The sequence below is a fragment of the Natranaerovirga pectinivora genome, from assembly GCF_004342165.1.
In the GTDB taxonomy this organism is placed as follows: domain Bacteria; phylum Bacillota; class Clostridia; order Lachnospirales; family DSM-24629; genus Natranaerovirga; species Natranaerovirga pectinivora.
This window is the reverse complement of sequence record NZ_SMAL01000003.1, coordinates 218,798-238,386: the sequence shown is the minus strand read 5'-3', so window position 1 is coordinate 238,386 and position 19,589 is coordinate 218,798. Positions and strand designations below refer to the sequence as shown.

Annotated in this window: 17 protein-coding genes; all 17 read left to right on the top strand. The window is 33.7% G+C overall.

Features of this window, described 5'->3' with window-relative positions:
• Nucleotides 1–32 precede the first annotated feature (32 nt).
• The 17 genes from EDC18_RS05795 (at nt 33) to EDC18_RS05715 (ending at nt 19,364) form a co-directional block, all read left to right on the top strand.
• Nucleotides 33–1,343, top strand: a complete 1,311-nt coding sequence (locus tag EDC18_RS05795; protein WP_132251231.1) for a M20/M25/M40 family metallo-hydrolase — start codon at nt 33–35, stop codon at nt 1,341–1,343.
• 27 nt (nt 1,344–1,370) lie between these two features.
• Complete coding sequence (locus tag EDC18_RS05790; protein ID WP_341472713.1) at nt 1,371–2,702, top strand: M20/M25/M40 family metallo-hydrolase; 1,332 nt, start codon at nt 1,371–1,373, stop codon at nt 2,700–2,702.
• A 30-nt stretch (nt 2,703–2,732) separates the two neighbouring features.
• Nucleotides 2,733–4,094: a dihydropyrimidinase gene (gene hydA, locus EDC18_RS05785; protein WP_132251229.1), complete on the top strand. Its 1,362-nt coding sequence runs from the start codon at nt 2,733–2,735 to the stop codon at nt 4,092–4,094.
• Nucleotides 4,095–4,127: 33 nt separating this feature from the next.
• Complete coding sequence (gene preA, locus EDC18_RS05780) at nt 4,128–5,636, top strand: NAD-dependent dihydropyrimidine dehydrogenase subunit PreA (RefSeq protein ID WP_132251227.1); 1,509 nt, start codon at nt 4,128–4,130, stop codon at nt 5,634–5,636.
• A 93-nt stretch (nt 5,637–5,729) separates the two neighbouring features.
• Nucleotides 5,730–6,500: an ABC transporter ATP-binding protein gene (locus EDC18_RS05775; RefSeq protein WP_132251225.1), complete on the top strand. Its 771-nt coding sequence runs from the start codon at nt 5,730–5,732 to the stop codon at nt 6,498–6,500.
• Between the two features lie 2 nt (nt 6,501–6,502).
• Entirely contained in the window at nt 6,503–7,303 is an 801-nt protein-coding gene (locus tag EDC18_RS05770; protein WP_207669171.1) for an ABC transporter permease, read from the top strand.
• Nucleotides 7,300–8,067 carry an ABC transporter permease gene (locus EDC18_RS05765; RefSeq protein WP_132251223.1) on the top strand — a complete coding sequence of 256 codons (768 nt, stop codon included), beginning with the start codon at nt 7,300–7,302 and terminating at the stop codon, nt 8,065–8,067. The genes EDC18_RS05770 and EDC18_RS05765 overlap by 4 nt, the downstream gene beginning before the upstream one ends.
• 25 nt (nt 8,068–8,092) lie before the next feature.
• Nucleotides 8,093–9,118, top strand: coding sequence for an ABC transporter substrate-binding protein (locus EDC18_RS05760; RefSeq protein WP_132251221.1), 1,026 nt, complete (start codon nt 8,093–8,095; stop codon nt 9,116–9,118).
• A 320-nt stretch (nt 9,119–9,438) separates the two neighbouring features.
• Nucleotides 9,439–10,125: a TVP38/TMEM64 family protein gene (locus EDC18_RS05755; RefSeq protein ID WP_132251219.1), complete on the top strand. Its 687-nt coding sequence runs from the start codon at nt 9,439–9,441 to the stop codon at nt 10,123–10,125.
• Nucleotides 10,126–10,249: 124 nt separating this feature from the next.
• The gene (locus tag EDC18_RS05750; RefSeq protein WP_132251217.1) at nt 10,250–12,025 is read left to right on the top strand and encodes a tetratricopeptide repeat-containing glycosyltransferase family 2 protein; all 1,776 of its coding nucleotides are present in this window, start codon (nt 10,250–10,252) and stop codon (nt 12,023–12,025) included.
• Between the two features lie 133 nt (nt 12,026–12,158).
• Complete coding sequence (recQ, locus tag EDC18_RS05745) at nt 12,159–13,979, top strand: DNA helicase RecQ (RefSeq protein WP_341472712.1); 1,821 nt, start codon at nt 12,159–12,161, stop codon at nt 13,977–13,979.
• Between the two features lie 20 nt (nt 13,980–13,999).
• Complete coding sequence (locus EDC18_RS05740; RefSeq protein ID WP_132251213.1) at nt 14,000–14,752, top strand: exodeoxyribonuclease III; 753 nt, start codon at nt 14,000–14,002, stop codon at nt 14,750–14,752.
• A 443-nt stretch (nt 14,753–15,195) separates the two neighbouring features.
• Entirely contained in the window at nt 15,196–15,573 is a 378-nt protein-coding gene (locus tag EDC18_RS05735; protein WP_132251211.1) for a GntR family transcriptional regulator, read from the top strand.
• Entirely contained in the window at nt 15,560–16,423 is an 864-nt protein-coding gene (locus tag EDC18_RS05730; protein ID WP_132251209.1) for an ABC transporter ATP-binding protein, read from the top strand. The genes EDC18_RS05735 and EDC18_RS05730 overlap by 14 nt, the downstream gene beginning before the upstream one ends.
• Before the next feature lie 13 nt (nt 16,424–16,436).
• Nucleotides 16,437–17,141, top strand: coding sequence for a hypothetical protein (locus EDC18_RS05725; RefSeq protein WP_132251208.1), 705 nt, complete (start codon nt 16,437–16,439; stop codon nt 17,139–17,141).
• Between the two features lie 97 nt (nt 17,142–17,238).
• Nucleotides 17,239–17,943 (top strand): response regulator transcription factor, encoded by a 705-nt coding sequence (locus tag EDC18_RS05720; RefSeq protein ID WP_132251207.1) that lies wholly within the window; start codon nt 17,239–17,241, stop codon nt 17,941–17,943.
• On the top strand, nt 17,943–19,364 hold the full coding sequence (locus tag EDC18_RS05715; RefSeq protein ID WP_132251206.1) for a HAMP domain-containing sensor histidine kinase: 1,422 nt from the start codon (nt 17,943–17,945) through the stop codon (nt 19,362–19,364). The genes EDC18_RS05720 and EDC18_RS05715 overlap by 1 nt, the downstream gene beginning before the upstream one ends.
• Nucleotides 19,365–19,589: the final 225 nt, after the last annotated feature.

The following is a 19,589-nucleotide window of genomic DNA, read 5'->3' as shown; positions in this document are numbered from 1 at the left end:
GGACTATTCATAGAAAGAAGGGGGTAACCAAGATGGAGAATATAAAAGGAATACTAAGTAAAATGGCAGGAGAACTAAAACCTAATATGATTGAATTTTGTCAAAAGCTCATTCGGGTACCAGCACTTCCTGGAGATGAAAAAGGCGTTGCAGATTTGTATTTAGCAGAGATGAAAAAATTAGGATACGATCGATGTTTTCGTGATAAATGGGGGAATGTTATCGGCATCATTGAAGGCACTGAAGAAGGACCAACAATTATGTTCAATGCCCATTTAGACCATGTAGATACTGGAGATCACAGTGAGTGGGGCGGTTATGACCCATATGGTGCAGAAATTGATATCAATGAAATGGAGAATCAAGACAGAGATGGCTATGAGTCCGTTGAAGTCATTCATGGTAGGGCAGCTTCAGATGTTAAAGGCGGCGGTGCTTGCCAGATTTATTCAGGGAAAATGCTATTAAACCTTAGAGAAATGGGATACCCCATTAAAGGTAGATATATTTTTACAGGTGTGGTTCTTGAAGAACCGGCAGAGCAATTAGGTATGATCAAATTAATTGATGAAACCTTTCCAGAAGAAGGGATTACATATGACGGTGTTGTATCTTGTGAAGCCACTTCTTTAAAAATATACCTAGGCCACAGAGGTCGAGTTGAGCTAAAAGTCACCATTTCGGGTGTTACCTCTCACGGAAGTGCCCCGTGGCTTGGCATTAATGCAGTGAATAAAGCAACAAAATTTATTGATCAAGTAGAAGAATTTGTAGAAGAGAATCATAAAACAGACGAAAACTTAGGGAAGTCAAGTATTGCCCTTACAATTATAGATTGCACGCCTGGTTCTATGTGTATCGTACCAGACAGATGCCATATTACATACGATAGAAGATTTGTACCAGGTGAAACTTTTAATGGGTGTGTTGAAGAGATTCAAAAAATTATAGATGAGATATCAGCTGAAGACCCTGATTTTAGAGCCACAGTAGAAATAGCAACAGTTCCTAGAACCACCTACACAGGAAAAACAGTAGCAATGCCTAATGTAAAAGAAGCTTGGAAAATCAGTCCAGAGCACCCATTTGCCAAGGCAGCTGCAGAAGGCTTAAAGGGTGTAGAACAACCAGTAAAGTTTGGGTATTGGGATTTTGGAACGGATCTTTCAGTGATTAGTGGTCGGGAGAAAAAACCAGCCATAGGGTATTCACCAATGCAAGAATTTTACTGTCATAGACCGATAGACAAAGTAAGAATTGACTATATGGAAAAAGCCTTAGTGGGCAATGTTTCTATTTTTAATGAGTTAACCAAATTAGATCAAAAAGATTTTCAGCTATAGTTTAGATAGAAAGGTGAGTGAGGTAAATTGTTAAATCTATTAGATGATAAGTTAAAAAAGGCGATCAAAGAGATTACAGAAGAACTATACAAAGATATGATTGAATTTGTTCAAAAATTGATTCAAACACCAAGTATGAGTGGAGAAGAAAAAGATGTAGCAGATCTAAATATAGCAGAGATGGAAAAGTTAGGTTATGATGAGGTTTTTCGCGATGATCAAGGAAATGTAGTGGGGATTGTAAAAGGAACGGAACCAGGACCAACCATTATGTACAATTCACATATGGACCATGTAAGTCCTGGAGATGTGGATAACTGGGAAGGATATGACCCATATGGTGGATTCATTGATAGATGTAAAGTAGACAATCAAGACAAAGAGCCTGATGAAGCTGAGTGTGTTCACGGAAGAGCCGCATCAGATGTCAAAGGTGGAGAAGCTGTTCAAATATACGCTGGTGGTTTACTTGTAAAACTTCGTGAAAAAGGCTTTCCTATAAAAGGGAACTTTATGTTTACAGGTGTTGTTCAAGAAGAGCCAGCAGAGATGGTAGGGATGCTACATCTTATAGATAAAACCTTACCTGCAAAAGGATTAACATACGATGCAATGGTTTCTTCAGAAGCAACCTCATTAAAATTGTATTGTGGCCATAGAGGCCGTGTTGAAATGTTGGTTACAGTTTATGGTAGGACCTCTCACGGTAGTGCCCCTTGGCTTGGAATCAATTCCATTTACAAAGCTATGCCACTTATTGAAAGAATCAAAGATGAATTGTATCCAGCATTACCAACGGATCCAGATTTAGGGCAGGCGTCTATTTCTTTAAATATTATAGAATGTTCTCCAGGAGCATTATCTATTGTACCAGATAAATGTCTCCTATCTCTTGATAGGCGTACATTGCCAGGAGAAACAGCTGAAACTGCTTTAGGGGAGATTCAAAGTATTATTGATGATTTGGCAAGTAAAGATCCAGAGTTTAAAGCAGATGTCATCATAAAAAGTGCATTAGAAACCTCCTATACAGGTCTGGCGTATGAAGCTTCAAAAGATATGAGTCCTTGGAAAATCAGCAAAGACCATCCTTTTGTTAGGGCAGCAGCAGAAGCATTAGAAGCCGTTGGTCAAAGTGTAAAATTCGGGTACTGGGATTTTGGAACAGATGCTAGTAAAACCTGTGGAATAGATAGAAAACCAACCATTGGGTATTCACCAATGCAAGAGCAATATGCTCATACCCCATATGACAAATGTCGTACAGATTTTATGAAAATAGGATTAGAGGGAAATGTGGCCATTTTCTTGAATGTAACATCAGCAGGGGAAGAGGCTTTTGAAAAAGTGGAATGGTAGAGATTAATTAGATTTAAGGAGGTCATTCATATGGATTTAATTATTAAAAATGGAACAATTATTTCTCCAACGGAGACTTATATAGCAGATATAGCCGTAAAAGACGGAAAAATTATAGGGATAGGTAAAGGGTTTTCTGAGGAAGAGGCAACCGTGGTAGATGCAAGTGGTAAATTGGTTTTACCAGGTGCCATTGATGTTCATACCCATTTGGCAATGCCTTTTGGTGGGACTGTGTCAGCAGATAGTTATTTAGCAGGAACAAGAGCGGCAGCTTGCGGTGGTGTTACAACAGTTTTTGATTATCCTGTTCAAAGGTCAGGGATGTCCATTCTAGGATTAATCAACGAGAAAAAAGCCATTTGTGAAGAAGAAGCTTGTATTGATTATGCGTTTCATTGTTGTATTACAGACCTAAATGATGGGGCAATATTAGATGAAATGGAAAAAGCAGTAGAAGAAGGCATCACAAGTTTTAAATGTTTCTTTGTTTATAAAGGGATGATGGTGGATGATGGGACATTTACCAAGTTATTGTTAAGAGCCAAAGAAGTTGGTGCAATGCTTAATGTCCATGCAGAAAGTCCAGCCATTATAGATTTGAATATAGAGAACTTCCTAAAAGAAGGTAAGACGTCACCTTGGTATCATTATCTAAGCCGCCCTGAGTACGTGGAAGCAGAAGGGGATATAAGAGCTGTTCATTGGACAAAAAACCTTGATGCCTCCTTATACATTGTCCATATGGCCAATAAAGAAGGGTTAGAAGCAGCCGTTGAAGCAAAAAGAGAAGGGTATGATATCTATGTGGAAACTTGCCCTCAATATTTAGAATTTACAAGTGAAGTTTATAAAAGAGAAGATGGTAGAAACTTTGTGTGTTCACCACCAATGAAAGGGCAAGAAAGTCAAGATGCTTTATGGCATGCCATTAAAACGGGTGGTATAGATGTTGTAGCAACAGATCATTGTCCATTCCAAAGTTATGAAAAAGACTGGGGCAAAGATGATTTTACAAAGATTCCTAATGGTTGTGCTGGCGTTGAAAATTTGTACCCATATATGCTATCAGCTGCCAATGAAGGGAAGATCACTTTTAATAAAGCAGTGGAATTATGTTCAACCAATCCAGCAAAAATCTTTGGTTGTTCTGAAAAAGGGTCATTAACAGTAGGAAAAGATGCAGATATTGTGATTTATGATCCAGAAAAAGAATTTACCATTTCAGTGGATAATATGCATTCTGACTATGACCATACCATATGGGAAGGGGTACACTTAAAAGGTTATCCTACAATGACATTCTCAAGAGGTCGATTGGTTTATAAGGATGGCGCATTTGTTGGAGAACCAGGTTGGGGTAAATTTGTAAAACGCATTGGTAGAAAGTAATGAATTATATATATTTGGTTAGGAGGGTGTCTTATGGAACTAAGAACTTTAAATGAATTTTCAGCAAGAAATGAAATGGAAGGGTGCCTTATTTGTCACAATGCACCTTGTACTAAAAGATGCCCCCATGGATTAGATCCAGCAAAAGTCATTCGATCATTACGATTTGAAAATATAAATGGTGCCATAGCATCTGCAAAAGATAATGCAATATGTAAGGCTTGTGATACCAAAGACTGTGTAAAAACGTGTTTAAAAGGAAAAGTGGATCGTCCAGTAGAAATTCCAAGCCTTATGACATACATAGGAAATATAAATAAAAATAAAGGAATTAAAAAAGTAGATCTAGGTATTGAGTTTTGTGGCATACCTTGTGAGAACCCTTTCTTCCTATCCTCATCAGTGGTGGCCAGCAATTATGAAATGGTTGCAAAAGCTTTTGAGATGGGTTGGGCTGGCGTAGCATTTAAAACCATTGGTGTTTTTGTTCCAGAAGAAGTTTCTCCAAGGTTTTCAACCATTCGGAAAGAAGGGAATTCTTTTATTGGGTTCAAAAACATTGAACAAATCTCAGACCATACTTTAGAAGAGAATTTGGAATATCTCAAAAAGTTAAAAGAAGATTATCCAAGTAAAATTATTATTGCTTCTATTTTAGGTCAAAATGAAGAAGAGTGGACTTACTTAGCTCGACGTATGACAGAAGTAGGGGCAGATATTATTGAATGCAACTTTTCTTGTCCCCATATGACAGGGGAAGGATTAGGGTCAGATGTTGGTCAGAATCCAGATTTAGTTGCTCTTTATACAGCTGCAACAAGAAGAGGAACCCACTTGCCTATACTGGCTAAGATGACGCCTAACATAGGAAATATGGAGATACCTGCTATAGCAGCAATGGATAATGGCGCAACGGGAATAGCAGCCATCAATACAATAAAAAGCATTATGAACATACACTTAGATGATTTTAGTTCAGAACCTCAAGTAGATGGGAAATCCAGTGTGGGAGGCTATTCAGGCAAAACTGTTAAACCCATTGCCCTACGTTTTATAAATGATATGAAAAAGCATCCAAAGTTAGTGGATGTGCCTATTAGTGGTATGGGTGGTATAGAAAGTTGGAGAGATGGTGCAGAGTTCTTAGCTTTAGGGTGTGAGAATTTACAAATCACAACATCTGTAATGCAGTATGGCTACCGAATCATTGATGATTTAATTGAGGGACTTTCTACATATGTAGGGGAGATGGGATTTGATTCTGTTCAAGAGATGGTGGGTATGGCCTTACCTAAGTTGGTTCAAGCAGAAAAATTAAACCGCCATTCCATCTCGTATCCAAAGTTTGAGAAAACGAACTGTATTGGTTGTGGCAGATGTTACTTGTCTTGTTATGATGGTGGTCATCAAGCCATAGAAATGGATGAAGATCAAGAAAAACCAAAGTTATTGCCTAAAAAATGTGTAGGCTGCCATCTATGTGTAGTTGTATGTCCAGTAGGTGCCATATCTCCTGGTAAAAGAGTAGAAATAAGCCAGTAAAAATATAAAAGTAGAACTGCAAGGGCGCAGAAGAGAAATCTTTTGCGCCCTTTTTCTTAGATTGAGGAAATTTGTCCTTAGGAGGTTTTATATATGAATGGATCAGAAATCCAAATTAAAAATGTCAATATGATTTATAAAGGAAAAAGAGGGGAGGACATTGTTGCCCTAAACGATGTGAATCTCGATATTAGAGAAGGCGAGTTTATTTCTCTCTTAGGTCCTTCAGGATGTGGTAAAACCACATTGCTTCGTATCATTGCAGATTTGTTACGACCAACGACAGGAAGTGTAACCATTAATGGTCAATCACCAAAAGATATAAGGTTACAAAGAAAGTATGGTATTGTCTTTCAAAATCCTGTTCTTTACGATTGGAGAACAGTAAGAAGAAATATTTGTCTTCCAATGGAAATTATGAAAATACCAAGAAAAGAAAGAACAGCACGTATCGATAAAACTTTAGATCTAGTAGGTTTAAAAGATTTTGGTTACGAGTATCCCTTTGAGTTAAGTGGTGGTATGCAACAAAGGATTGGGATTGCAAGAGCCTTGGCATTAGATCCTGAGATTTTATTAATGGATGAGCCATTTTCAGCTCTTGATGAGTTTACCCGTGAAAAATTGAATGAGGATTTATTGAAGATATGGAGAAAGACGAAAAAAACCATTATTTTTGTTACACATAATATTCCAGAATCTGTATTTTTATCAGATAGAGTAGTGGTATTATCACCCCATCCAGGAAGGGTTTCAGCAGTGGTAGATATTGACTTGCCTCGCCCAAGAGAAAGTTCTCTAAGAGAGATGCCTGAGTTTTATGAATATGTGGCAAAGATTAGAAAAAGCTTTGAGGGGGTATAAGTATGGTGATTACAAAAAAAGAAAGGCGGATGGTGGCTTTTGTATGGTTTACAAGCATTTTTGTATTGCTAGAGGTATTGGCATTTTTCTTAATGTTTGTAATGAAAGATACAATGGCCGCAGCTAAGTTACCTTTTCCTCATACAATTTTCATTGTGTTTGTTAACAATTGGAGGTCTTTACTAGAAGCAGGCGTTATTACTTTTTCAAGAGCCGCTATAGGTTTTGGTATTGGGGCTGGGGTAGGTATATTCCTTGCTGTGATAATGAGTTTGTCAAAAACAGCAGAAAAAATTGCTTTTCCCTACTTGATTATGTCACAAATGATTCCTGTTTTAGGTCTGGCACCTATCATTTTCAATATTGTTAGAGATATGAATTTATCAAGAATTATTATAGCCGCATATATTACATTCTTCCCTGTATCCGTAAACATGTTAAGTGGATTAAAAAGTGTGGAGCAGGATAAAAAGGATTTATTGTATTCTATTGCGACGAGCAAATTTGAAGTGTATCGCAAACTAATGTTTCCCTTTTCCATGTCCTATTTGTTTACAGGCTTAAAAATAGCTGCACCTATGGCAGTTACTGCATCTATTTTAGTGGATATGTTAGGGTCTAGAGGGGGTATTGGTGTAAGAATTCTTTATTCCTTATATTCTAATACAACAGATATTTTTTGGGCATCTGTAATGACCAGTGCTTTAATGGGTATTTTTAGCTTTTATGTGATTGTTATAGCAGAAAATTTATTACTACCTTGGAGACGAGGCGCATCTAAAAAGGATGGTGAGAAAGTATGAATAATAAATTGAAAAATATATTGTGGCCATTGGCTTTTGGTATTGGATTTATTTTGATTTGGGAATTGGGTTATTTACATGAAGTGTTGGATTTAAGGCCCTTTCAGTTGCCAATACCTTCACAAATAATGACCACTCTGTACAATAATTTGCCTAAGGTATTAAAAGATGGTGGCGTTACCGTTATAGGGGCATTAATAGGTCTAACCATTGGTTCTTTTTTCGGTTTTATGATTGCCTTTTTAGCCACATGGTTTCCAAAATGGGGATATGGTGGAATGATTGTTGTAACAGCATTAAATGCAGTACCTATTGTTGCTTTATCACCAATAATGAACTTATGGTTTACAACAGGTATGGCCCAAAAAATTGGTGTGGTTACTGTAGTTTGTATGGCAGCTATGGCCATTAATGCTTATAGCGGGTTAAATAATTTGAAAGCCTTTTCCTTAGATTTAATGGAAACAGTTGCGGCAGATAAATGGGTTGTTTTTAGAAAGCTACGTTTGCCTAATGCTTTGCCAAATGTTTTCACAGCTTTAAAGATAAATATTGCAGCATCTATTATAGCGGCTATTATCAGTGAATATTTTGCAGCATCTACTTCTGGTCTGGGTTTTGGGATAAAAGACCATTTGCGAAAAGCTGAAATGGCTATGGGTTGGTCGTATATTGTTGTTGCTTCCTTAGTTGGAGTGGTTTTATATGCAATTATTATATTGGTAGAGCGCGATGCTATTAAATGGCACGCTTCACAAAGATAAATTAATTATATTAGGAGGAATTATTATGAAAAGAAAAAGTTTAATGAGTATATTATTGGTTTTAATGTTAGTGGCAATAATGGCTACAGGGTGTAGCTCGTCTCCTGCAACAAGTGGAGATGGAAAAAAATTAGATAAGGTCGTTTTACAGTTAAAATGGTTGCCTCAATCACAATTTATGGGCTATTATGTTGCAATGGAAAAAGGCTATTATGAAGATGAAGGGATTCAAATAGAAATTCTTCCAGGTGGTAGTGATATTATTCCAGAGCAACAAGTGTACAATGGTGTAGCAGACGTTGGTGTTACTTGGGTTTCAAGTTTAATGAAATACCAATCTGAAGGTTGGGAATTGCTTCATGTAGGTCAAATATTCCAAAAAAGTGCAATGCTACTTGTTTCAAAAGCATCTTCAGGAATTGAAAGTCCATCAGATTTAGTGGGTAAAAAGGTAGGTTCATGGTTTGGTGGCAATGAGTATGAAATATTTGCACTTTTAGAAGCCAATGGTATCAATAGAAATACAGATTTAGAGTTGGTACAACAAGATTTTACAATGAACCAAATATTAAATGGCACAATTGATGCAGCATCTGCAATGACTTATAATGAATATGGTCTTTTGTTAGCAGCAGGGTTAGATGCAAGTGAAATCAATGTATTAGATATGAATGATGAAGGCGTGGCAATGCTTCAAGATTGTTTGTTTGTAAATAGCGATTGGATTAAAAACAATGAAGACTTATTTGTAAGATTTTTAAGAGCATCTATTAAAGGTTGGGCAGATGCAGTTGCTGATCCAGAAGCAGCAGGTCAAATCGTTTATAATGTGGACCAAAGTGTTTCCTTAGAGCATCAAGTATATATGGCAAAAGAAGTAGCAAAGCTAGTTGTACCAGAAGGATTTGATCCAGCTCAAATAGGTTATATAGATATGGACGCTGTGGTTCAAACAGCAGAGCATTCTTATACATATGGATTGCTTACAAGTCCGGCAGTTATTTCAGAAGAAACCATTACAAGCAAATATTGGGAAGAAGCAGTAAAATAAAAAGATAAAAAAACTTCTAAACGATGACATGTTTAGAAGTTTTTTTTGTCGATAACATTGAAAAAAGAAAACTTTGTCAGATCACCTAGAGTTTGAAAAATGAAATAAGGTGGACTTTTTATTAAAAATACATTAAAATATGTAGTGGAAAACATAAATATAATTAGTTAATAGTACATAATAATATAATAAGAATATAAATGTATTAGTGACTTGTCATAACATTTTTTTCATTTATAAAATATTAAAAGTTTATTAATAATACATAATAATAGGTTATAAATCTGTTAGTTAATTTAGCTTGAAAGAAGGGCGTGTAAATGGAAGATAGATTGGATAAACTTATTAGAATTATAGCAGTCATCATGTTTGTTTGGATAATAGTTATGTTGTATCAGAGGTATTCACATATTATTAATAAAAATAGTTTTTTACAGCAGGTAGAGCAATATAAAGATATGAATATATTCTTTGTTCTCTATATCATTATTGGAACCCTATTATCTTGTTTATTTGTTCCAATGTCATGGGTAAAGGCAGGAGCAGCTTTAACCATGGGAATTGGTAGAGGGTTTGTTGCTGCACTGTTAATCGGGAATTTGTTTTCTGTACTATCTTTTGTAATAGGAAGATTGCTTAGTAAAAAGTTTTTATACAAATGGTTTGATAGGCAAAAAGAGAAGAAAAATATTAACTACGAAGATTATATGAAAAACATTGAAGAAAATGGTTTTTATTATGTTTTATATATGAGGAATATACCTATTGTAACAGCAGCAATGGTGAATTATTTATGTGCCATGACCACAATTAGTTTTAAAAAGTATTTTTGGGGGAGCTTCATTGGAATGATTCCCGGGACTTTATTAAATGTGTATTTGGTTTCTAATGTTTTTTATTGGAAAGACAATGTCTTTAATACCATAATATTAGCGGCCTTAATAATGATTTATTATTATGCACTGCATAGATATACCAAAAAACATATTTCATTTCAAGTGAAATAATTATAGAGTGATAAATAAAAATCAGCTTAGGCTGGTTTTTTTCTATTCTAGGAGGTTCTACTTCATAATGTAATCATAATATAGAATAAGGATAGAATTTAGATGGTCTTTAGTGGAGGGTTATGTGAATAAGTCTGTTAGTCTTTGCATGATAGTAAAAAATGAAGAAAAGAATTTGCCTAGATGTTTAGAGAGTGTAAAGGATATTGTGGACGAAATGATAATCGTAGATACGGGGTCAGAAGATCAAACCATTGAGATTGCAAAGGCATTTGGAGCCAAAGTCTATAATTTCAAATGGGAGAATGATTTTGGTACCGCAAGAAATGAATCTATTAAATATGCAAATAGTGATTGGATACTCCTTATGGATGCAGATGATGAATTCCCTAAAGAGGATAAAGAAAAGTTTAGGTACTTAGTGAATAAAGGCGATGAAGAAATATATTTTTTTGAAACCCATAGTTATGTAGGTAGAAGACCAGGTCCCAATATTACAGTAAACCTAAATGTAAGATTAATAAAAAATAACGCCGGATATTTTTTTGAAAGTCCAATTCACGAACAATTAAAAAACAATAAATACCCTAAGAATAATATACCTGGAACAATAGAAAATATCAAAATATACCATCACGGTTACTTAAAACACAATATAGAAAAGAAGAAGAAAAGAGAAAGAAATAAAATGATATTAAAGGAACTGATTAAAAAGGAACCTGATAATATGTTCCATCTTTTTAATTTAGGGAATGAATTTTTTGCAGAGAATAATTATATTGAGGCGCTAGAATATTATAATAAAGCCTACTCAAAGTTTGATGCTACAAAAGTATATTCTCCAAAGTTGATTATTCGTATGGTATTATGTTGTTACTTTTTGGATCTTAATGATGAAGGCTTTGAATTAGCTAAAAAAATACTTAGAAATCATTATCCAGAACTAACAGATTTAGAATATTTAAAAGGAATCATCTTTCATAAACAAAAAAGATATACATTGGCAATTGACTGTTTTAATAAGTGTATCGAAATGAGAGAAGCACCACCTCATCTAAAGTTTATATTAGGTGTTGAAAATTATCGTACGTATAATACTCTATCAGAGATTTACATAGAGTTAAAAGATTATGACAGAGCCTATAAAAATTGCATAAAAACACTGATATTTAGACCGGACTTTATGGCACCTATCTATAACTTGGTGAAGATATTGAAATCTAAAGGAATGGCTATTGAAGATATTGTTAAGACAGTTGAACCATACTTTAGTAATTTAAATGAACAGTATATAATGATTGGAAAAGTTTTTTATAAAGAGAGATTTTATAAGGTAGCCTTAGAGTATATAAATAAGTATGATCGTAACAAGATAGAAGGATGGTTATTAAAGGCCAATTGTTTATTAAGACTAGGTCAATACGAAAAATGTTTAGAGTTTATAGATGGAAGGTTTGTTAATAGTATTGATTTATTTAGAATAAAAATTTTAGCATTGATTTTACTAAGAAAGAAAAAAGAAGTGTATGACTATATTAATGATCTAAATAATAGTTCTCATATAGAAGATTTTTTTGATGCGTTAAAGGTTTATAGACAATTTGCCAATATCATTTTTGAAGAGCCAATAGAAGTGATTTCAGAAGAAATCAATAATAGAAAGTATACTAGAATAGTATTTGAGATTTTAGAGGTGTTATTAGAGAATGAGGCGTTTGATTTATTTGAATCTGCTTTACAAATTCTAAATTTAATTGGTGATATTGGAGTATTGTTAGAGTTAGGAAAACTATATCATAAGTACGGTTATTATGAACTTGCAAATAAAGAAATTATTAGGTCTATAAAAGAATTTGAAGTATTTGATTCAGAAGGGCTAGAGATATTAAGATCTAGGTAAAAATATAAGGCGATAGAAAAAGCAACTGTTTTCTCTCGCCTTATAATGAGCATTACTTTAAACATAGGCTATGGTTTGAATTTTTAATATAAAATGGTATTATATAAATAGGTCAAATTTAAGGGGGATGGATTTGGAAGATAAAAAATATCAATTATTAAAAAAGTACTTTGGTTATGATGATTTTAGATATGGACAAAAAGAGTTAATTGATGAAATTCTTTCTGGCAGAGATGTGCTAGGTATTATGCCAACAGGAGCAGGTAAATCCATTTGCTATCAAATACCTGCTTTAGTTATGGATGGGATAACAGTTGTTATATCACCTCTTATTTCGTTGATGAAGGACCAAGTAGATACATTGTTAGAAATGGGTATAGAGGCTGCTTTTATAAATAGTTCCTTAAGTGATTTAGAATATAGACAAGTGATTGAAGGACTAAGAAACAATCAATATAAATTGATATACGTAGCGCCTGAGAGATTTGAGATGGAAGGGTTTATAAATATCTTATCCAGACTACATATTTCTTTAATTGCAGTGGATGAAGCCCATTGTGTGTCACAGTGGGGTCATGATTTTAGACCAAGTTATACCAATATAGCAAATATAATACAAAAATTGCCTAGTAGACCATTAATTGCTGCTTTTACCGCTACGGCTACGCCCATCGTAAGAAAAGATATTATAAAATTATTACAACTAAAGAAACCCTTTACCATAACGACTGGATTTGATAGGGAAAATATATATTTTGAAGTTGTAAAAAATGAAAATAAATTTGACTTCATTCATCACTATCTTCAAGAAAATAAGACACAATCAGGGTTAATCTATTGTTCAACCCGTAAAACAGTGGATTCAGTGTATAAGAAATTAAAAGACAAAGGGTATAAAGTCCGTAAATACCACGCTGGGTTATCTGAAGATGAACGGTCTAAAAGTCAAGAAGACTTTTTATATGATAAAGCTACTATTATGGTGGCTACTAATGCATTTGGTATGGGTATAGACAAATCGAATATTCGTTTTGTGCTCCATTATAATATGCCGAAAAACATTGAAAGTTATTATCAAGAAGCAGGACGTGCTGGTAGAGATGGCTTGCCTTCAAACTGTGTTCTTTTATACAGTCCAGCGGATACGGTAATGAATAAATTTCTTATAGAACAAAGCAGTGATGATGTTGACAAACAAGGTGAATATAAGAAGTTATATGAAATGGTGGATTACTGTAATACAGAGGGGTGTTTAAGGACTTATATATTAAATTATTTTGGTGATAAAGTGCTTAATACTATTTGCAATAATTGTAGCAGTTGCAATAATGAAGTAGAAGAACAAGATATAACCATAGAAGCTCAAAAGATAATGTCTTGTATTAAAAGAATGAATGAAAGGTTTGGAACGGCTATGGTTGCCAATGTATTAAAAGGCTCTAAAAATTCTAAGGTAACAAGCCTAGGGTTTCATACTTTACCCACTTATGGCATTATGAAAGAGTATAAAATAGAATCTATCAAAGAAATTATAGGTTATTTAATTGCTGAAAATATAGTTTTTCAATCAGGAGACAAGTACCCAACCCTTGCATTGGGACAAAGCGCCTATGATGTATTAAAAGGACATAAAACAATAACAATTAAAAGGGTTTTAGTAAAAGAAAAAGCTAAAAAAGGCCTTAAAGATAAAGGCAATAAGGCGGATAATAAAGTGGTGGATATGACTTTGTTTGAAAGTCTAAGAGAATTAAGAATGAGAATAGCAAAGGAACAAAGAGTACCGCCTTTTGTTGTTTTCTCCGATGCCACCCTTAATGAAATGTGTATAGACTATCCAACGACTGAAGAAGCATTTTTAGAGGTGTCAGGGGTAGGTCAATTTAAATTAGAAAAATACGGTGAAGAGTTTATTACTGCTATTAAGAATTTTGTAGATAGCAAAGATCAATAGATTGGAAGGAGTTTGGTAAGATGAAATTAATATCATGGAATGTAAATGGCATAAGAGCTTGTATGAAAAAAGGGTTTATGGATTTTTTTAATGAAATGGATGCAGATGTATTCTGTTTACAAGAAACGAAATTACAAGAAGGTCAAATTGACTTAGAGTTAGATGGGTATTATCAATATTGGAATTATGCCCAGAAGAAAGGGTATTCAGGGACTGCAATATTTACAAAGGTAGAGCCTATTGATGTAAAATACGGTATTGGGATTGATGAACATGATAATGAGGGTAGAGTGATCACCTTAGAGTTTGACAAGTATTTTGTGGTGACATTGTATACCCCTAATGCTCAAAGAGGTCTTGCAAGATTAGAGTATAGGATGAAATGGGAAGATGATTTTTTAGCTTATCTTAAGGGGCTAGAAGAAAGTAAACCTGTTATTTTTTGTGGGGACTTAAATGTTGCTCATAAAGAGATTGATCTTAAGAATCCTAAGACCAATAGAAAAAGTGCTGGTTTTTCTGATGAAGAGAGAGCTAAGTTTGATAATGTAGTAGATAATGGATTTATTGATACGTATCGTTATTTTTATCCTGATAAGACAGAGGTTTATACTTGGTGGTCTTATATGTTTAATGCTAGGGAGAATAATGCTGGTTGGAGAATTGATTATTTTTGTGTGTCTAAGAGTTTAGAGGCTGAGTTGAAAGAGGCGCATATTTATTGTGAGGTTTTAGGTTCGGATCATTGTCCTGTTGGATTAGATATTTTTTAGATCTCTCTTGGGTTAAAAGAGGGGATTATATATTAGATTAATGGACCCATTCCATCCTTGGAGATTAGGGTCCAGCTGCGCCATCCGTGGCTCTGCTGTAAAATCTAATATATAGTCCCCTCTTTTTTGTATGAGAGCTTTTTTGGGTATATATTAAAAATAATTATCTCTGGGGTAGTAGAGGGGGTTTGTATATTAGATTTATCGACCCATAGCCATCCGTGGCTATAAGGGTCGAGCTGCGCCATCCGTGGCTCCGCTGTAGAATCTAATATACAAACCCTTCTTGAGAGCGTTTTTTGGGTAATAAAGATTAAAAGTCTACTTACATAGAATGACTTTAATTTTTTGAAAATATTTCAAAAAGGTATTGACAAAGAAGTGAATTAGTTTTATAGTTAATTACATAAGTAACTAACCAATTAAGAAGCGAGGTGAGGTTGTTGATTTTAGATTTTAATAGTGAAAAAGCAATTTATTTACAGCTAGCAGAGGCTATAGAGGATAATGTTTTAAAGGATATTTTTGAAGAAGAGAGTCAGATTCCTTCTACTACAGAGATGTCAGTGAGTTTTAAGATTAATCCTGCTACAGCAGGTAAGGGTGTTAATTTATTAGTGGATGAAGGTATAATTTATAAAAAAAGAGGTGTTGGGATGTTTGTTAGTGTTGGGGCTAAGGAAAAGATTCTAAGTAAAAGAAAAGAGAGTTTTTATGAAGGGTTTATTTGTGCTTTAATTAACGAAGCAGAGAAACTGAACATTACTAAAAGTGAGATTATAAAAATGATAGAAAGGGGTTTTGATGATGAGTGTAATTAATATAAGTGGTGTTACTAAAAAGTTTGGCAATACAGTGGCTTTAGACCATGTGGATTTGACCATAGAGCCTAATAAGATTTATGGCTTATTAGGTAGGAATGGGGCAGGAAAAACAACATTATTAAATCTTATCACCAATAGAATTTTTCCAAATGAAGGAGATATAAGAATTGGTGGGGAAGAAGTTTTTGAGAATGAAAAAGCGTTAAGTAAAGTTTTCTATATGATGGAAGAGGATCTTTATCCTAAAAATGATAAAGTTATAGAAATGTACAAATGGACAAAAGAGTTTTTTCCAGAGTTTGATATGGAATATGCCATTTCTTTGTCTGAGAAGTTTGGTCTTAATGTTAAAAAAAGAATTAAACAGTTGTCTACAGGCTATAATTCCATTTTCAAAGGGATTATTGCATTATCTGTAAATACTGAAATCGTTATTCTAGATGAGCCTATTTTAGGCTTAGATGCCAATCATAGAGAGATGTTTTATAGAGAAATTATTAATAATTATAGTCATAATCCTAGAACCATTATTATTTCTACACATTTAATTGAAGAGGTTTCTGATGTTTTAGAAGAAGCCATTGTTATAAAAGATGGTAAGGTTATCTTGAAAAAATCAGTGGAAGAATTATTATCAACAGCTTATACAGTAGCAGGAGAATTAAGTAAAGTTGATCAGTATGTAATGGGTAAAGAAGTTATTGGTGAGCAAGTCATGGGTAAATTTAAAACGGTGACTGTTCTTGAAAATACAAATAAAAAGAATCATAATTTAGCCAAAGAACTTGATTTAGAGTTTGGAAAAGTAGAATTACAAAAATTGTTTATTAACTTAACAAATTCGTAGGGAGGGATAATGAATGAATTTTAAAAGTAATATAAAAAGCGCAAAATATTTAGGATTTAGTTTTAAAAATAGTATTGGTATATTTTATCTTATAGTAGTGGGTTTGGCTTTATTGGCTTCATTTAGTACAGCAAGAGTAGTAAGTGCAGGGGGGCAAGCCAATTCAGGTGGCTTTGAATCTGCAACAGTTATATTTCTCTTTATTGCTGGATTAACTTTTAAAGAGGATTTTAAATTTTTAATTGCAAATAATGTGACAAGAAAGAAATTTTTTGTTTCTAATAATTTAGCTTATATTGGTGTAGCGGTATTTATGACATCTGTTGATCTTATATTGGGTTTTTCTTATAATTTAATAGGGCCCTACCACAGTATGTTTGGTCAAATATATACTACTAATGCATTAGGTATTAATTTTTTATGGGCTTTTTCGTTGAATTTATTGGCTTTGCATGCGGGTTGGTTTATAACCTTGTTGTATTATAGAGCGAATCATATAATGAAATTAATTGTTTGTGTGGCACCAGTAGCATTATTTTTCTTTATGATGTATCTTTTAAGAACATTTCCAGTTCTGAGTGACTTTGTACAATTCATTTTGGGTATTGAGATGCCAACATTTAATCCATACACGCCTGTTGGAACATTTTTAATTGGTGCATTCATATTATCTTGTCTTAGTTTTGTAGTCATTAGAAAAATGCCTTTAAATGATTAATTGGATGGTTTTATACCATCCTTTTTTTCATTATTTCATTGAATTAATAGTGTGGAAAAGGTAGAATAAAATTATCAAATAATTAGGGGCGGATGAAATGGTAGGGACGAAGGTATTGATTGTTGATGATGAAGTAGAATTAGCAGATATACTTAGTGATTATTTAGAAAAAGAAGGGTTTGTAACAAAAACAGCTCATAATGGAGAAGAGGCATTAGATTATTTTAAAGCCTTTAATCCTCAGTTGGTTATATTGGATATTATGATGCCAAAGATTGATGGGATGGAAGTGTGTAGAATCATTCGATCCATGTCTAGTATACCTGTTCTTATGTTAAGTTCTAAAAGCAGTGAGATCGATAAAATACTAGGTTTAGGTTTAGGGGCAGATGATTATATTACTAAACCTTTTAGTCCTGGAGAGGTTGTGGCAAGGGTTAAAGCTCAACTAAGAAGGTATCTACAGTTATCTTCACCATCTCTTGAAGAAAAAGGGTTGCTACAATTTGGTGATCTGGTTATAGACAGTAAATCTTACTCTGTTAGAATAGGTGAAAAGATTGCTGGCCTTGCTGCCAAAGAGTTCGAAATACTTCTTTATATGGCAAAACATCCAAATCAAGTCTTTAGTAGAGAACAATTGTTTGATCAAATATGGGGCTTTGATGAGTATGGGGATGTGAATACAGTTACAGTACATATTAGAAAAATTAGAGAAAAGATAGAAAAAGAGCCTTCAGAACCAAAGTATATTAAAACGGTTTGGGGTGTTGGGTACAAATTTGATGGGGGAGATTTTTAATGGGTATTATTAAATCTCCTCTTAAAGTCGTTGTTTTTTACTTGGCATTTTCTTTATTAACCCTTTTGATTAGCTATTTGATTTTTTCTCGTATTTTTCATAATGAAAATCAAGTATATACTTTTAATGAAGTAAGGTTATTAACGAATAACACAATGCTATTAATTGAAGAGCATTATGATGGTTTACAAGATGAATTAGTGGTGGATAAACTCATAGAAGACATTAACCAATATAACAGTAGTTTAGAAGTGATTAATACAGAGGGTCAAATCGTATTTGATTCAAATAATAAGAATATTTATGATGAGAACAAGTATGTTGATATTAGACATAATATTCATTATGATGCTTCTTTTCAAAGGAATATAGATGCCTTTGTAAGATTTTCATTTCCTGTAGTTGTAGAAAGTAGACAAGTTGCAAATGCCATATTCTATTTGCCTAGTCGATTAGTGGTTAAAGACAATTTAATGCAAAATATTGTCCTGTCTATTATGCCTATTGTAGTTGTTCTTGTCATTTTATTTATTTCCCTGGCAATATTCTATCTAAACTTTCGACAAAAAGTTATAAAACCTATTAATGAACTTGAAAAGTCGGCAGTTGAAATAGGTAGAGGTAATTTAGATGGAAAAATCATATACAGTGAGGATAATGAATTAGGAAGATTCTGCCGTTCTTTCGATTTTATGAGAATGGAGTTAAAAGATTCTTTGGAGAGACAATCTACTTATGAGAAAGAAAGAAAAGAGTTTATTACAAAGATTTCTCATGATTTAAGAACGCCAGTTGCCTCCATTAAAGCCTATGTTGAAGGGTTGAAAGATGGTGTTGCCAATAATCCTGAAAAGGTAGATAAGTATTTAAATGTTATAGATAATAAAACAAATAGCTTGGTGAGATTAATTGAAGATTTGTTCCAACATTCTTTAAGAGATTTAGGAAAGTTTAGTATTAACAAGTCGGAACAGTATAGTAAAGATCTTCTTACGAGAATGATTTCGCCTTTTATTGTTCAATTAGAGAACGGTCCTCTTCAATTGATAGTAAAAGGAGATTTTCCTAATGTTTTAATTAATGTTGATGAGGTAAGGTTGGAACAAGTTATTGTAAATCTTATACATAATGCAATAAAATATACCCCTGATAAAGGGCGTATTATATTTTCTGTTAGGAATGAGGAAGAAGAGTTAATTGTTTCTGTTAGAGATACGGGTTATGGGGTTGCTACTGAGGAGATGAATCGTATTTTTGATAGTTTTTATCGAGGTGAGAGATTTAAAGGTAGGGATTTTGATGGTTCTGGGCTAGGGCTTTCTATTTGTAAGTATATTGTTGAGGAGCATGGAGGGCGTATCTGGGTGGAGAGTCGGATGAATGAAGGGAGTTTGTTTTGTTTTTCTATTCCTAAGGTTTGATATTAGGGTAGAGCCTAGGGGTATTGTATATAAGATTCATCGACCCTTGCCCATCCTTAGGCAAAAGGGTCGAGCTACGCCATCCTTGGCTACGCTGTTTAATCTTATATACAATACCCCTAGGCTTGCTTTTGGGTGTTTTTTGTGTAAGGATTTTCAAACTTGCTTTGCAAGGTTTTGAAAATATAATAAAAACAAAGTGTTATTTTGTAGAATTTCTAAGAG